Raw genomic sequence first — 15,350 nt, 5'->3', positions numbered from 1 at the left:
TGAGCTTGTTGTAGTTGTGGCAACAGGGTGTGGGTTAGGCAACGGATCGAACGGGTAACTCCAAACGGGTGGGTAAACCTTCCATATCGCCGCGGCTCTGCACGGCGCGGCTGCCGATCCAGTTGCCGCGTTGTACTGCCTCGGGGAAGCTGAGGTTTTCCAACAGGGCGCTGATCATGCCCACCGCAAAACCGTCGCCGGCGCCTACGGTGTCCACCACTTTTTCCACCGGCACGGCGGCGACAAAGCCTGAATCCAGTTGGGTGCGGTAGTAGGCACCGTCTGCGCCGAGCTTGATCGCCACGGCTTCAGCGCCCTGGTCGAGGTAGAACGCGGCGATATCGGCCGGGTCATCGAAACCGGTGAGCAGGCGACCTTCGCCCAGGCCTGGCAAGACCCAGTCGGCGAGGGCGGCGAGGGCATTGATTTCGCGGATCATCTGGGCTTGGCTGGCCCACAGCGATGGGCGCAGGTTCGGGTCGAACGACACGCTGCGCCCAGCCTTGCGCATTTGCGTCATCAGCTCGGTGGACAGCTCGCGGGTAGGCTCGGACAACGCAGGCGGGATACCGGTGGCATGCAGGTGACGCGCCTGCAACAGCGCCGGGCTGATCGCTGCGATGGACAAATGGCTGGCCGCCGAGCCCTTGCGGAAGTATTCCACCTGCGGATCGGCGCCAGCCTCCTCGCGAGACTTGAATTGGAAGCCGGTAGGGTGCAACGGATCAACCGCCACATGCCGGCAATCCAGGCCCTCCTTTTGCAGCGTGTCGACCACAAAGCGTCCCAGGGAATCATTGCCAACGCGGCTGAGCCAGGCGACGTTGAAACCCAGCCGCGACAAGCCAATGGCGACGTTGCTGTCGGCGCCCGCAATGCGTTTATGAAACTGCGCCACCTGGGCCAAATCGCCCGTTTGCTCGGCGACAAACATCGCCATGGTTTCACCGAACGAGAGGATATCGATCTCAGACATGGGCGCTTTCCACGCGAGGTTGGCCAAGGACGGCGAGGGCGTTGACCTGTTGCGCTGTGACGTCTATCAGGTCATTACCTTGCAATGGGAATTCCACAGCCCGGGTAATCCCTTGAGTCATGTGCTTGAGCAGTTGTTCCCACAGGTGCAGGTCAGTGGCGCCGGGCGGTTGTGCCACGAGCTTGCCGTCTGCACGCCGAGCCACGGCTTTGCAGTGCAGGTAATCCACATGCCGGCCCAACAGGCGCGCGGCGGTGAGGGCTGACTGGTCTTGCCACTGCCAGTTGCCGATGTCGAAGGTCATCTTCACCGGCAGGCACAGACGCTCCACTTCGGTGAAAAAGCGCTGCATCGGTTCGATACGCCCGCCGTGCAAGGTCTGGTCGTTTTCCACCAGCAACTGCACCGGCTGGCGGGCGAGCAGGGCGTGCAGGCTTTCCAGGTCGTTGGTGTCGGTGAAGTAGCCGAGGGAGACTTTGAGCCAGCGGGAACCAAAGGTTTGTGCGCGGTCCAGGGTGGCGGCGAGTTCAGCATTGGGCTGGGCGCGACCAGCGACCCACAGCTCCAGGGGCGATGAGAACACCGATTGCAGCTGGTGTTGAGCGGCTGCCTGGGCCAATTGCGCCGGGTGCTCTGTGGTGAGCAACTCTTCACGCCACTCGATGCGCTGGGCACCGGCGGCCTTGAGCAGTTCGACAAAACTGAGTTGGCCTTGTTGGCGAACCAAGTCGGCGCCGTAGCTGGAAAGGCTGATGGAGACGGGGTATTTGTACATTGTTATTTACCTCTGAAACCGGTTTCATTTTTGTGCAAAAAAATACGCTCTCTGTAGGAGCGAGCTTGCTCGCGAAAACCCTGAGCACGCCGCGTACATTCAGGATGCCCGCGTTACCGTTAGCGATTTTCGCGAGCAAGCTCGCTCCTACAAGGGGTGGTGGAACCGCGGATGATCAGTTGTGGCAGGAAATCCAGGGTGCGCGTCGGCTCGGTATCGCCGCGCAGGCGCTTGAGCAAGCAGTCGAACGCAGTGGCACCGATGGCCTCGGTCGGCTGGGCGAGGGCGGTGATACCCGTACCCACCAGCGGGTACCAATCCAGGTCATCCAGGGCGATCAGGCCGATATCTTCAAACAGGTTGCAGCCCAGGGTTTTGAGCGCGCGCGTACAGGCCAACGCCGCAACACCGTTGGCACAGAACACGGCCTTGGGGCCGGGTTTGGCCAGGAAGACTTGCAGGTGGTGATCCAGTTCGGCGTTCAACTCCAACACCGCGCCGGTCAACTGCGGGCGGCTGGCAATTTCATGCTTGAAGCTTTCCACACGCTCGAACCGCGAACTGGTGCCGTCGGTGGCTTCGCTCACCAGCAACACCTCGCGATAACCCTGCTGTTGCAAATGCTCCACCGCCATACGCACCGCCGCCGGGTTATCCAGCCCCACCAGGTCGCTGTGCAGTGGCTCGACCTTGCGGTCTACCAGCACGAGCGGCATTTCCCGTTGCAGTTCCAGCAGTTGGTCGAGGTGATGACCGAGGGTGTTCACGATCAACCCTTCGATGTTGTACGAGCGCAGCGCCGCCAGGTGCTGGCGCTCCTGTTCGTCATCGCGGTCGGTATTGCACACCACCAGGCTGTAGCCGTGCTGGCGGCAGGCGGTTTCGACGCCGTGCATCACGGCAATGGAATAGGGGTTGCGGATATCCGCCACCAGCATGCCGATCAGCCGCGTGCGCCCACGCTTGAGGCCACGAGCCATCTGGTTGGGGCGGTAGCCGAGGTGTTCGATGGCTTGTTCGATGCGCTGGGCGATGGCATCGGAGAGTAGGGCGCGGTCGTCGCCGATAAAACGCGAAACGCTGGCCTTGGAGACGCCGGCGTGTTGGGCAACGTCGAGCATGGTGACGCGGGTGCGTTGGGCGGCAGAAAAAGAAGTCACGGTAGCGGGCCTTTCTTATTGGGTGTTGAATCCGGCTGCTTTGAAACCGGTTTCATAAAACTCTATTTCATAGGGCCGGTCAAGAAGTGGACCTGCGTGATTCCGATGAATGGATAGATCTACCTGTGAGTTCTGACAGTATTCAGGTCGCCGTTTCAAGCGTTTAATTTTACCCAAGAGTCCATCTGAAAATTTTGCAGATACCGCTTTTTTCAATTGGTGGGGTTAGCCATGCCAACTTTCAAAGCCTGCGATGGATAGGGTGCGCCAGCATCGCCCGCCTCTTTGCCAGAGCGTTGCCCGTCAGCCGTCTCAGACAGATCAGGAGAAATTCCAATGCCCAGTAAGAATGTGGTTGTGGCGGGGTTCGATAATCCAAACTTGACCGCGCCACAATTTCCTGACGCACTCAACGGGCGAGATGGAAAGATTAATCGACTGTTATATAACGCCAGTAAAGGGCTGCGGTTTTTGATGCAAACATGGGCGGCACCTGATGATGATGACTACGTTGTCATTGAATGGAGCCCTGTTGGCGTTAATACGTGGACGTTATTGGATACGTTGCACTTTCCGGTGCAAATCACCACGCCGACCGTTGAGCGCGTAATTCCAGAGACCATACTCAATCATGGGCGATATGAGTTCAGGTATAAGGTAAAGAATGGCACGGGCGGGCCATTCACAGATTTCTCTTTTGCCAGCTTGGCTGATATCGACCTGTATGCGCCGTTCAAACGCCCGGGCAGCTCCGTAAAACCGCCAATTGTGAAGTTTCCAGCTTTTCTCGCTACCTCTGCGGACATCATCACTCAGGCACTGATCAATGCACATGCGGTATTTCCCTTTGAGGTGTTGCCCTACACCGACTGGGAGGACTGTGATCGGGTTCGTTACTGGTTCACCCAAGATAACCCCGCCGACAATGGGCCTCCTTCAAATACGCTGCCGATTCCCGCGGGAGGCCTTAGGATAGATTTGCCCACTACGTTTTTCGCCGACCCACTGGTATTGGATGGCATTTGGTTTTTTGTTTATATGCTGATTGACGCCGCCGGCAATGAAAGTGAGTTGTCCCGGACTCAAGGGCGCATACTCAAACGTGGCTCTGGTTTAGTGCTTGGCCCATTGATCGTCAGGGAGCGTATTCCGAACGGGCTGATTGATATTCCTGAGTTGGTCGCCGGTGTCAGGGTGGCAATTCCACAGTATGCGTTCCAGTCCGGTGACCATGCGAATATCAAGTGGGGGAGCCAATCCCATGGCCCTATTCCCCTCAACGGTGTATTCGATTTTGAAGTTCCTTACCCGACTCAATTGATTATTGATGATTTCGGCGCCAGTACCTTGCCCGTCAGAACCGCGACTACCTATACGATACTGCGCAGTGGCAGCTCGGATTCTCCGCCCACGCCCACTCACATTTTTGTAAACCTCTGGGTGCCAGGCCCCCCTCCGCCAAAGCCAGGAGAGGTAAACCCAACACTACCCAGAGTCCATTTAGAAGGCCCAGCGTCGCAGCCGACTCGCGATTACTTGGCCAAAGCAGACTTCGATCATGCTGGCCCGATCGTCGCGCATATCATCCTATGGCTAACGCCGTCGCCTCGGATGAACGACATTATCAAGGTGTACTGGGGCAGCCTATCGCTTCAGGTAGGTAAGCATACCCTGGGCTCAGAAGCGCCCGGCGCGCCGATTGCGATTGACCTGGACAAGACCGCACTGGCGTCATTGGGCAATGGCTTCAAAGACTTGTTCTATACCGTCAACGAACCTGGCTCGCTGAATACCAATTTGTCAGTGCCTACTCCGGTTGAAGTGGATATCACTGCACCGGTGTCCTTCCCAAGGCCCGATGCACCGGACGCCGTAAACGGCTGGTTCAATTGCCAAAGTAATCCAAAGATCTGGAATGGTGTACGGATAAGCGTCAATAAGCACACGGCCATCAGGCCCGGCGATGAAATACGCTTGAAATGGATCGGAACAACCGGATTTGCCGGCGGTGGGGTGGTAATACCTGAAACCGTTGGGGAGTTTAAAGAGTATTGGAGTGTTGGGGATGACCAAACGGGCTCCCATATCTTTGTCATTCCCTATTACCCCAACACGCAGCCACTGAAGAACAGTGCAGGTGGTAGTGCGGAGTTCAGTGTCTGGAGAGGGAATGTATTGATCGGTAGTTCTATTCAGCCGCGTTATTTAAAGTTTGATCGTGTTTTTGCAAGCAATCCGATTGTGTATTGCGGGCCGAATGGTAATGGCCCCGAAAAATAGTAAACCGACTTGTGCTGTCTATCGTCATTCTAGGCGACGCATGATCTACGTTGAGTTGTATTATCCCCGGCATCTGTGATGCCGAGCAGTGGGTGTTGCTGAAATGTTGATCTTTACGCCGCATCAACCTGGCAAGGAGAAAGTGAAATGCCCACTAAAAAAAGCAAAAACGTTGTTATCGCCGGCTTCGATAATCCGAATTTGCCACCGCCTGAGTTCCCTGACGCATTGAATGGTGTGGATGGAAAAATCTTCCGCCCGAATCTGGATGCCAATAATGGGCTGAAATTTTTAATGAATACATGGCTGGCGCCGGACGATGATGACTATGTCACCATTGAATGGAGCCCGGTAGGAATAGACACGTGGACGGAGCTCACAACCCTCCATTTTCCGGTACAGATAACCGACCCGACCATTGAGCGTACTATCCCCATGTCGATACTAAGTCATGGTAAGTACGAGTTCAGGTACAAGGTTAAAAATGGTCTGGGAGGGGTATTTACCGACTTCTCAGAGGTGGGTCTGGCTGATATCGACCTGTTCGCACCGTTCAAGCGCTTGGGCAGTTCGGTGAAACCTCCTATCGTTGGTTTTCCAGACTTCTTGGCCAGCAGCGCCGACATCATTACTCAACCCGTTATCGATGCGAACCCGGATTTTCCATTCGAGATATTCCCTTACCCTGATTGGGAAGCGGGCGATACGCTTATGTGCTGGTGGACTCAGGACACCCCCGCAGACAACGGGCCTCCCTTGTTTACATTACCTATTCCGCAAACAGGTCTCATCGTCGACTTGCCTAATACATTCTTTGCAAATCCCAGCGTGCTAGATGGTATTTGGTTTTTTGTCTATATGTTGTTGGATGCCGCAGGTAACCGTAGCGAGTTGTCACGGACACAAGGGCGCATTCTCAAGCGCAGTTCTGGCTTGGTCCTGCTTCCGTTGATCGTGCGTGAAAAGGTTGTTGACGGGCTGATCAACATTCCTGAGTTGGAAGCGGGTGTGGTAGTGGCGATTCCGTCCTATGCGTATCAACCGGGTGATAATTACACGGTCAAATGGGGCAGTCAGACCTATGGTCCTAATGCTCTCAGTGGCGTATTCGATTTTGATATCCCGTTTCCTAGGCAGAAAATTGTCGATGAGTTCGGCACAAGTACAGTGACAGTTACCACGCCGGCAACTTATGAGATACACCGCAGCGGAGGCACTGACTCCCCGCCCACCGCAACCGATATTGATGTGAACTTGTGGGCGCCCGGCCCCACTCCACCGACTCCGGGGGGAGAAAACCCTCTTTTCAACCCGGCGCAACTGTTCGGCCCTGCCTCGGATCCAACGCCTAATTACTTGGTGAAAGCGGACTTCGATCACGCTGGCCCGATTCAGGCACGCATTGTCCTCTGGACGACACCATCGCCGCGCACAAATGACGAGATCCGGGTGTACTGGGGCAGCAAATCGCTGCTGGTTGGTGAAAAATCCCTTGGTTCCGAAGGGCCTGGTGCAACGTTTGTGATTGATCTGGACAAGACGGCGCTGGCGACGTTGGGCAACGGTTTCAAAGACCTGTTCTACACGGTCAGTGAGCCAGGCTCTATGAATGACAATTTGTCGCCGCCCACCTCTGTCGAGGTCGACGATGCTATTGAGCATGTTATGGACGAAGCGATTTTCCTGAACAAGGTTGCCTGGTCCCAAGACCCCCGTGGAAGAATCACCTGCACTGGGGTGATGGGCGGGCCTGCATTGCCATGGGCAAGCAGGTACATCGAAGTGCAGATTCCACCCCAACCGCTCTATTTCGCTGATGGCGTTGATGTGCTTATTGAGTTTCATGGGTCGCTGGGGTTGGCGGGGGCGCTACCGGCTGTTGCAGGCACCACGGGGTCGCAGACGATTAGACTGGATCCGACTACGGCAGCCAATGGGTTCGTGTTCCGATATGGTCCGTACATTCCGTTCTTGAAACCTCTAGAGGGGTACACGGCGCCCTACGCGTCCTCTTGGCTGCGGTATTCCATTGATCTTGGCGGGACTTGGGCCAGATCCGTCCCGGCAGTAATACCGGTCAGGATGTACTCGTCCAATGACCCGTGCGAACTTTCACCCCTGCCTTAGGCGCTTGGGAGTGGGCAGGTCAATGTGCTGAAAGAGTGTCGGAGATTTCTTTTCGACACTCTTTTTCTTTCTCTGGAGGCCCAAATTTCGATTTTGATCTTCAGATTTATCCTACTTACGCTTACTCCATCCAACTATAACCTCGCGGCCTCTACAGGTCTGGCTCCACTCCTTTGGAACGAGCCATGCCATTGATTCAGGCATATCAGTCAAAGCGAGTGTTACAGCATGTCCATTAAACATTTTTTTAAACTTTCACCTTTAAGTGCTGCCATCAAAGCTCCCTCCCTTGGTTTGTTATTGGCTGTAGGAGCGCAGGCGCATGCTACGCCGGAACCAGTAGGGCCAGGCGAGTCGAAAATCATTGACGCGGGCGAGGCGGTAAAAGACTGGGCCCTTTTGGCGGGCTCTGAACTCACCGTAAATGGCGCAACGACCGGCGCTATTCGTGGCCTTGGCGCGCAACTGAGCGTTAACACCGGCAGTACAGTAGAGCGCATCGTCGCCCAAGAAGGTTCCAACGTTACAGTCGCTAACGCCACCGTCCAAACCAACAGTGCCACTGCGGCTGCTTTTGAGTTGACGGACAGTGTTGCCACCATCACCAGCAGCCATATAGAAGGCTCGCAATCGATCGGTCTGGTGCTCAACCGCTACCTTGCTGGGACAGGTGGCTCGCAGGCGTATGTTTTCAACAGTACGATCAAAGGCGCCCAGGCAGGGGCTTCGGTCACCCAGTATGGTGAATTGTATTTGAATGATACCGAAGTGCTAGGCACTGCTGCTGGTAGTACGGCGCTCCAGTTGAACGGCGGTTCCGCCTTTGCTCTGCGCAGCACCTTGGTCGGCGAACAGAACGGTGTGCGAATTGCTCGCGCAGCAGGCGTGACCGGTGATGGGTCGCTGGTGCTGGATCAGACAACGGTAGAAGGCAAGACGGGCGCGGCCATTTTGGTGGCGGGGAGACCAGGACGAATCCCTACTGCAACCATTGAAGTGAACAACGGCTCGCAACTGATCGGCGGCAACGGCAACCTGCTTGAAGTCACGGGCGGCGCGACAGCGAACATGAGCGTCAACAACAGCCACCTCAATGGCAATGTGTTGGTCGAAGCGGGCAGCAGTGCCAACCTGAGTTTGCAGAACAATGCCTCGCTCACGGGCACCCTGCTGAACGTCGACAGCCTCAGCATTGGTGATCATTCGTTCTGGATCCTGACCGGCAACAGCATGGTCGGCGCGCTGGATCTGGCGGGCGGAACGGTAAAGTTTGGTGAGGCCGACGCGTTCTACCAACTGAACCTGGACACCTTGAGTGGCAATGGCACGTTTGTGATGGGCGCCGATTTTGCCGCTGGCCTGAATGATTTCTTGAACATAGCGGGTGACGCCACGGGGCAACACAGCTTGTTGGTGGCCAGCAGTGGCCTGGAGCCGGTGTCCCCAGGTGATGTGCACATTGTGCATACCGGTGGTGGTGACGCAGAGTTTTCCCTGGTCGGGGGCGCCGTGGACATTGGCGCGTGGTCCTATGGGCTCAAGCAGGATGGCAACGATTGGTTCCTGGATCCGAGTGCTCGCACCATTAGCCCAGGTACGCGTTCGGTGCTGGCATTGTTCAACACTGCGCCGACGGTATGGTACGGCGAGATGACCTCGTTGCGCAGCCGTATGGGCGAGCTGCGTCACAATGGTGCCCAGGCCGGTGGTTGGGTTCGCAGTTACGGCAACAAATACTCGGTGTCTGACGCCAATGGCGTGGGGTTCAAACAGACCCAGCGTGGTTTCTCCCTGGGTGCGGACGCGCCGCTGAGTGAAGACAGCCAATGGCTGGTGGGCGTCATGGCGGGGCATAGCAACTCGGACCTGGACTTGAGCCGTGGCACATCCGGCACGGTCAAGAGCTACTACGCAGGCCTTTATGCCACCTGGATGGATGACGACAGCGGTTACTACTTTGACGGTGTAGTGAAAGCCAACCGCTTTGAGAACGACTCCAAGGTCGGCTTGAGTGATGGTGCACAAGCCAAAGGCAACTACGGTACTAACGGCATCGGCGCATCTGTGGAGGTCGGCCGCAATATCAAGTTGGACAATGAGTTCTTTGTCGAGCCGTTTGCCCAGGCCTCCACGGTCGTCGTTAAGGGCAAGGACTACAAGCTGGACAATGGCCTGCAAGCCAAGGGTCAGAACACACAGTCGGTGCTGGGCAAGTTGGGCGTGACGGTGGGGCGTGATTTCGTCATGGACAATGGCAGCATCGTCCAGCCTTACTTGCGTACGGCGGTGGCCCATGAATTTGCCAAGGCTAACAAAGCCAAGGTCAATGGCCATGTGTTTAACAACGACCTGTCGGGTTCACGTGTCGAATTGGGCGCGGGGGTGGCAGTGTCGCTGTCACAAAACCTGCAATTACATGCCGACTTCGAACACAGCAAAGGTAAGCATGTGGATCAGCCTTGGGGCATGAACGTTGGGGTACGTTATTCCTGGTGACGCGTTTTTGAGGTAAACAAAAAGGAAGCTTATGCTTCCTTTTTGTTTTTTGGGACATGGCCCTACACACTTGAATTCAGCCAAAGCTGAACAAAAAGGTAATGTTCAGCACCAACCCATCACCGTCCTCCAGCGTCACTCCTCCCGAGAGTCCACCCTGTATATGGCCATTGGCAGGATCAACCACAACCAAATCGAGCAGGCCCTCTCCAATATATTTAAGAAGGGGATTGTCCAGGTCAGTGGTGGTGTAGGTAATGACAATGTCCGGATGGTCTTGCAGTTTGTACACGCCTTTTGTGTAGCTTTCGGGTATGTCGAGTTGAATCTTGTAAGTGATTACCTGATTGATAATGCCCGTATAGGCTTGCGGGTTGCACTCGCATTTTTTAGAGCTTTTGGGTCTGGCGTGTTGAACCTTGTTAGTGGTTGCCAGCGTTTCAATGTAGCTCCCGGCCAACCGCCATTTGCCGTTTTTCAGCTCGCTTGTAAATACCTTGGCCGTAAAATCTACCGTACTCACTTCGCCCTTTAGATACTGAACGGCGACACGTGGCTTGGTTTTTTTGGGGTGTTGCAGAACTAATGTCATTGGAGTGTCTCCTTGGGCTAAGTGTTGCAGGTCCCGTGCAAGGCATTGGTGCTTGGCCTGGACAACCACGAGGAGGGGGGTGGTTATTTTGGATCAAACTTTCAATTTCATTGAGGCATCGTCAAAAAAGATTGCACCGTTGTCACCGATAAGTATCACGCTGCATCCTGTGGTACCCGCCGGCATCACCAAGTCTCTCGGATGAAGCGTCCAGCTGGCATCTGTCACTGTGAGCGTGGGCAACGTACCAGAGGGTTGCAGTTGAAACACGACACGCCCCGTCCCGCCGAAATCGCAACGTGATCGTACGGAAAAGGCGTAGGTCTGGCCGCCGGTGACGCTGACATCCTGGCGTGCCTGCCCCAGTGTTGTGGCCTCAAAAGTACTCCCGTCAAAATGAGTACGGGAGTTAATGGGGGAAGCAGAGGTATTCCAATGGGAATTGAACGCAGAAAAATCTCCATTATCTATCAGCTCCGGTTGACCCGGTGTTGAGCCGTCTTGCGATAGATGCATCTCATCGGTAAACACCTCACCCTCATTGCCGATGACCGCGATGGTGATAAACACCGTGCCCGCAGGTGGGATGTACCGGATATCTCGCGGGGTCCACACATGAAAACTATCCAACAGGATGCGTTCATCTGTGGCAGGAGGGTTTGGTCGGATAAGCAGTTCGCCGCGGCCCTTGAACAGCACTTGAGTCCAAAGACGCAGGTTGTAAGGAACCAGCGGTGTAACGTTGACACGTTGAGAGGCCTGCCCTGTGATAACCCGGCAGGATTGTCTGGTGTAGTCCACCGTGCCTAGCGTATCCCAGTATTTTCCACCGTCACTGAAATTACCGTTCAGTAGGAGGTTAGTTGTCAGGGCGGTCTTTGCGGACATGGTCAATCTCCGGCGACTCAACTTTTGGATACGTCCATTTCGCGCCAGATACGGCCCAATGACAACTGTCAGAACTAACAGGTAGCTCCTCCCATTCGTCGGAATCGCCCGCCTCCTAAGCCCACGTACTCAGCCAGGTTGACCCCCGACAGCCCTAGCCAAAAAGGCCCGCAGCGATATTGATCGAAAAGCCCAGGATCGCAGTGTTGAACAGAAACCCGATCAACGACTGCCCCAGCACCACCTTGCGCATACCCCGCGTGGCCACCCCCACATCCGAAGTCTGCACCGCAACGCCGATGGTGAACGAGAAGTACAGGAAGTCCCAATAGTTGGGTGTGAGTAGCCCTTCGGCAAAGCGAAGCGCGGGTTCCTTGCCGTTCCAGGTGTAATAGAGCCGCGCATAGTGCACGCTGAAAATCACCCCGATCAGCAGCCACGAACCGATTACCGTCAGGCCGGTGAAGCCGTAGTGCAACAGGCGTTCGGTGGTGGCAAGGTCTTTGCTGCCGACCAGTTCGAAGGTGATGGTGGCCAGGCTCGCGATAGCGGCGATGCACACCACAAACAGCACCAACCCGGCGTTTTCATCCTCGATCTCGGCGATGCGTTTGACGTCTGGGGCTTTGGCGCGGATGGTCAGCCATAGCATCAAGATCAGGTAGGTCCACACGCCAGCGTTCCAACCGATGAGGATTTTGCTGACGACCGTGTCGGCCGGTGCCAGTAGGCCTATGGCAATGCCGAGCACGGCAGCGGCTGAGAGGCGAGGGTGGGTGCGGGCTAGGAACGGCATGGTGGCTCACGGCTGGCTGGGTGTCAGCAGACTGTAGCTGATCTCGAATATAACCAATAACCCTGTGGGAGGGGGCTTGCCCCCGATAGCGGTGGGTCAGTGAAAAATATTTCAGCTGATACACCGCTATCGGGGGCAAGCCCCCTCCCACATTTGACCGCGTCTACCTTGGGTCTTTTTTAACGAGTTTCATCACTACCACAAAGAACACCGGCACAAACACCACCGCCAGCGTCGCGGTGATCATCCCGCCAATCACCCCGGTACCAATTGCCTGCTGGCTTGCCGAACTGGCCCCGGTGGCAATCGCCAGCGGCACCACGCCGAGGATGAACGCCAGCGAGGTCATGATGATCGGCCGCAAGCGCAGCCGTGCCGCCTTCAAGGTGGCGCTGATCAGGTCTTCGCCCTTGTCGTACAGGTCCTTGGCGAACTCGATGATCAGAATCGCGTTCTTCGCCGACAAACCAATGATGGTGATCAAGCCGACCTTGAAGAATACGTCGTTGGGCATTCCGCGCAAGGTCACTGCCAATACCGCGCCGAGTACCCCCAATGGCACCACCAGCAGCACCGAGGTCGGGATCGACCAACTTTCATACAGCGCCGCCAAACACAGGAACACGATCAGCAGCGACAGGCCCAGCAGCATCGGCGCCTGGGCGCCGGACAAACGCTCCTGCAACGACAAGCCGGTCCATTCCTGGCCCAGCCCGGCCGGAAGCTCGTTGACCAAGCGCTGGATCTCGTTCATCGCTTCACCTGTGCTGTGGCCCGGCGCGGCCTCGCCACTGATGGCAATTGCCGGGTAGCCGTTATAGCGGGTCAACTGCGCCGGGCCCTGGGTCCACTTGGCTTCGACGAAGGCCGACAGCGGCACCATTTTGCCAGCGTTGTTGCGCACGTTGATCTTCATCAAGTCCGCCACCTGGCTGCGTTGGTCGCCTTCGGCCTGCACCACCACCCGCTGCATGCGGCCCTGGTTGGGGAAATCGTTGATATAGGCCGAGCCAATTGCCGAAGACAGCACGTTGCCCACATCCGCGAACGACACACCCAGTGCGTTGGCTTGCTTGCGGTCCACCTCCAACTGCACTTGGGGCGCTTCGGCCAGGGCGCTTTCGCGCACGTTGGCCAGGATCGGGCTTTGTTCGGCGGCAGCCAGCAGTTGGGTACGCGCCGCCATCAGCGCAGCATGGCCGACGCCACCGCGGTCTTGCAGGCGGAATTCGAAACCACTGGAGGTCCCCAGGCCATCGACTGGCGGCGGCAGAATTGCGTAGGCAATCGCATCCTTGAGCTCGCTGAATGCCATGTTGGCGCGGTCGGCAATCGATGCCGCCGAATCATCGCTGCCGCGTTCCGACCAATCCTTGAGCGTGGTAAACGCCAGCGCCGCGTTCTGCCCGGAACCCGAGAAGCTGAACCCCATGATCATGGTGGTATCGCCCACCCCCGGTTCCCCGGCGTTATGCGCCTCGATTTGCTCGGCCACCTGGACCGTGCGGTTCTTGCTGGCACCGGGCGGCAGTTGGATATCGGTGATGGTGTAGCCCTGGTCTTCCACCGGCAAGAACGAGGAGGGCAGGCGCGTAAACATCAAGCCAAGGCCCACCAGCAACACGGCATAGATCAACAGATAACGGCCGCTGCGCTTGAGGGCGTAGGCCACCCAGCCTTCGTAGCGGTCGGTGAGTTGCTCGAAGCGTTTGTTGAACCAACCGAAAAAACCGCCTTTGGCGTGGTGATCACCTTTGGCAATGGGCTTGAGTAAGGTCGCGCACAGGGCCGGGGTCAAGGTCAGCGCCAGGAACGCCGAGAACAGAATCGAAGTCGCCATCGACAGCGAGAACTGCTGGTAGATCACGCCCACCGAGCCCGGCATGAACGCCATCGGCAGGAACACCGCCACCAGCACCAACGTGATACCGACGATAGCCCCGGTGATCTGGCCCATGGCTTTTTTCGTTGCGTCCTTGGGCGACAGGCCTTCGGTGGCCATGATGCGCTCGACGTTCTCCACCACCACAATCGCATCGTCCACCAGGATGCCGATGGCCAGCACCATGCCGAACATGGTCAGCACGTTGATCGAGAAACCCAGCAGCAACATGGTCGCAAAGGTGCCCATCAGCGCAATCGGCACCACCAATGTGGGGATCAGCGTGTAGCGCACGTTCTGCAGGAACAGGAACATCACCGCAAACACCAGAGCCATGGCTTCGAGCAGGGTGTAGACCACCTTGGTGATCGAGACCTTTACGAAAGGGGAGGTGTCGTAGGGGATCTTGTATTCCACATTGGCCGGGAAGTAGCGCGACAGTTCGTCCATCTTTGCCCGCACCAGGGTGGCGGTGTTCAAGGCGTTCGCGCCCGGCGCCAATTGCACGCTGACGGCGGTGGACGGCTTGCCGTTCAGGCGCGTGGAGAACTGGTATTCCTGGCTGCCGATTTCTACCCGCGCCACATCACCTATGCGCACGGTAGAACCGTCCGGGTTGGCCTTGAGCACGATGTCGGCGAATTCTGCCGGGGTCGAGAGCTGGCCCTTGACCAGGATCGCCGCGGTGATTTCCTGGGTGTTGGTGCCCGGCAAATCACCGATGCTGCCGGCTGACACCTGGGCATTCTGCGCGCTGATGGCGGCGTTCACATCGGCTGGCGTGAGGTTGAAGCCGATCAATTTTTGCGGGTCGATCCAGATACGCATCGCACGTTCGGCACCGTAAAGCTGCGCTTTACCCACGCCGTCCAGGCGCTTGAGCTCGTTCATCACGTTGCGCGCCAGGTAATCGCTGAGCGCTACGTCATCGAGCTTGCCGTCACTGGAGGTGAGGGTGACCAGCAACAGGAAGCCGGCGGAGACTTTCTCTACCTGCAAACCTTGCTGCGTCACGGCCTGGGGCAGGCGTGGCTCCACGGCCTTGAGGCGGTTTTGCACGTCCACCTGGGCCATTTCCGGGTCGGTGCCAGGTTGGAAGGTGGCAGTGATGGTCGCGGAACCCAGGCTGCTTTGGGATTCGAAATACAGCAGGTGGTCGGCGCCATTAAGCTCCTGCTCGATCAGGCTGACCACGCTTTCGTCCAGGGTTTGCGCCGAGGCACCGGGGTACACCGCATAGATCTCGACTTTGGGCGGTGCAACGTTGGGGTACTGGGCCACCGGCAACTGCGGAATGGCCAGTGCGCCGGCCAGTAGGATGAACAGGGCCACCACCCAGGCGAAGATCGGGCGGTCAATAAAGAACTGCGGCATGGCG

Annotated in this window: 10 protein-coding genes; 3 read left to right on the top strand and 7 right to left on the bottom strand. The window is 57.0% G+C overall.

Features of this window, described 5'->3' with window-relative positions:
- Positions 1-34: 34 nt before the first annotated feature.
- The 3 genes from HF257_RS26560 to HF257_RS26550 all read right to left on the bottom strand — a co-directional run bounded on the left by HF257_RS26560 (position 35) and on the right by HF257_RS26550 (position 2,911).
- Positions 35-976 (bottom strand): sugar kinase, encoded by a 942-nt coding sequence (locus tag HF257_RS26560; RefSeq protein WP_185712125.1) that lies wholly within the window; start codon positions 974-976, stop codon positions 35-37.
- On the bottom strand, positions 969-1,751 hold the full coding sequence (locus HF257_RS26555) for a TIM barrel protein (protein WP_185709046.1): 783 nt from the start codon (positions 1,749-1,751) through the stop codon (positions 969-971). The genes HF257_RS26560 and HF257_RS26555 overlap by 8 nt, the downstream gene beginning before the upstream one ends.
- A gap of 119 nt (positions 1,752-1,870) precedes the next feature.
- On the bottom strand, positions 1,871-2,911 hold the full coding sequence (locus tag HF257_RS26550; protein ID WP_185709047.1) for a LacI family DNA-binding transcriptional regulator: 1,041 nt from the start codon (positions 2,909-2,911) through the stop codon (positions 1,871-1,873).
- A 336-nt stretch (positions 2,912-3,247) separates the two neighbouring features.
- Between HF257_RS26550 and HF257_RS26545 the strand changes: the two genes are divergently transcribed.
- The 3 genes from HF257_RS26545 to HF257_RS26535 all read left to right on the top strand — a co-directional run bounded on the left by HF257_RS26545 (position 3,248) and on the right by HF257_RS26535 (position 9,814).
- On the top strand, positions 3,248-5,191 hold the full coding sequence (locus HF257_RS26545; RefSeq protein ID WP_185709048.1) for a hypothetical protein: 1,944 nt from the start codon (positions 3,248-3,250) through the stop codon (positions 5,189-5,191).
- 147 nt (positions 5,192-5,338) lie between these two features.
- A complete protein-coding gene (locus HF257_RS26540; protein ID WP_185709049.1) occupies positions 5,339-7,318 on the top strand; it encodes a hypothetical protein in 1,980 nt (659 codons plus the stop codon).
- 228 nt (positions 7,319-7,546) lie between these two features.
- Positions 7,547-9,814 (top strand): autotransporter outer membrane beta-barrel domain-containing protein, encoded by a 2,268-nt coding sequence (locus HF257_RS26535; protein ID WP_185709050.1) that lies wholly within the window; start codon positions 7,547-7,549, stop codon positions 9,812-9,814.
- Between the two features lie 76 nt (positions 9,815-9,890).
- Here HF257_RS26535 and HF257_RS26530 read toward each other — a convergent pair whose 3' ends face one another.
- The 4 genes from HF257_RS26530 to HF257_RS26515 all read right to left on the bottom strand — a co-directional run bounded on the left by HF257_RS26530 (position 9,891) and on the right by HF257_RS26515 (position 15,346).
- Positions 9,891-10,406 (bottom strand): hypothetical protein, encoded by a 516-nt coding sequence (locus tag HF257_RS26530; RefSeq protein ID WP_185709051.1) that lies wholly within the window; start codon positions 10,404-10,406, stop codon positions 9,891-9,893.
- Positions 10,407-10,499: 93 nt separating this feature from the next.
- Positions 10,500-11,294: a hypothetical protein gene (locus HF257_RS26525; protein ID WP_185709052.1), complete on the bottom strand. Its 795-nt coding sequence runs from the start codon at positions 11,292-11,294 to the stop codon at positions 10,500-10,502.
- A gap of 154 nt (positions 11,295-11,448) precedes the next feature.
- Positions 11,449-12,090 (bottom strand): DUF1345 domain-containing protein, encoded by a 642-nt coding sequence (locus HF257_RS26520; protein ID WP_185709053.1) that lies wholly within the window; start codon positions 12,088-12,090, stop codon positions 11,449-11,451.
- Positions 12,091-12,253: 163 nt separating this feature from the next.
- Complete coding sequence (locus tag HF257_RS26515) at positions 12,254-15,346, bottom strand: efflux RND transporter permease subunit (RefSeq protein WP_185709054.1); 3,093 nt, start codon at positions 15,344-15,346, stop codon at positions 12,254-12,256.
- Between the last annotated feature and the right edge of the window lie 4 nt (positions 15,347-15,350).

The sequence above is a fragment of the Pseudomonas cremoris genome (assembly GCF_014230465.1).
Note: the sequence above shows the minus strand (reverse complement) of the source record. Positions and strands in the feature narration are given on the sequence as shown.

Bases quoted from the DNA above. Each gene is read 5' to 3' on its own strand.
- HF257_RS26560 (WP_185712125.1), bottom strand. From the start codon at position 976: ATGTCTGAGATCGATATCCTCTCGTTCGGTGAAACCATGGCGATGTTT.
- HF257_RS26555 (WP_185709046.1), bottom strand. From the start codon at position 1,751: ATGTACAAATACCCCGTCTCCATCAGCCTTTCCAGCTACGGCGCCGAC.
- HF257_RS26545 (WP_185709048.1), top strand. From the start codon at position 3,248: ATGCCCAGTAAGAATGTGGTTGTGGCGGGGTTCGATAATCCAAACTTG.
- HF257_RS26540 (WP_185709049.1), top strand. From the start codon at position 5,339: ATGCCCACTAAAAAAAGCAAAAACGTTGTTATCGCCGGCTTCGATAAT.
- HF257_RS26535 (WP_185709050.1), top strand. From the start codon at position 7,547: ATGTCCATTAAACATTTTTTTAAACTTTCACCTTTAAGTGCTGCCATC.
- HF257_RS26530 (WP_185709051.1), bottom strand. From the start codon at position 10,406: ATGACATTAGTTCTGCAACACCCCAAAAAAACCAAGCCACGTGTCGCC.
- HF257_RS26525 (WP_185709052.1), bottom strand. From the start codon at position 11,294: ATGTCCGCAAAGACCGCCCTGACAACTAACCTCCTACTGAACGGTAAT.
- HF257_RS26520 (WP_185709053.1), bottom strand. From the start codon at position 12,090: ATGCCGTTCCTAGCCCGCACCCACCCTCGCCTCTCAGCCGCTGCCGTG.
- HF257_RS26515 (WP_185709054.1), bottom strand. From the start codon at position 15,346: ATGCCGCAGTTCTTTATTGACCGCCCGATCTTCGCCTGGGTGGTGGCC.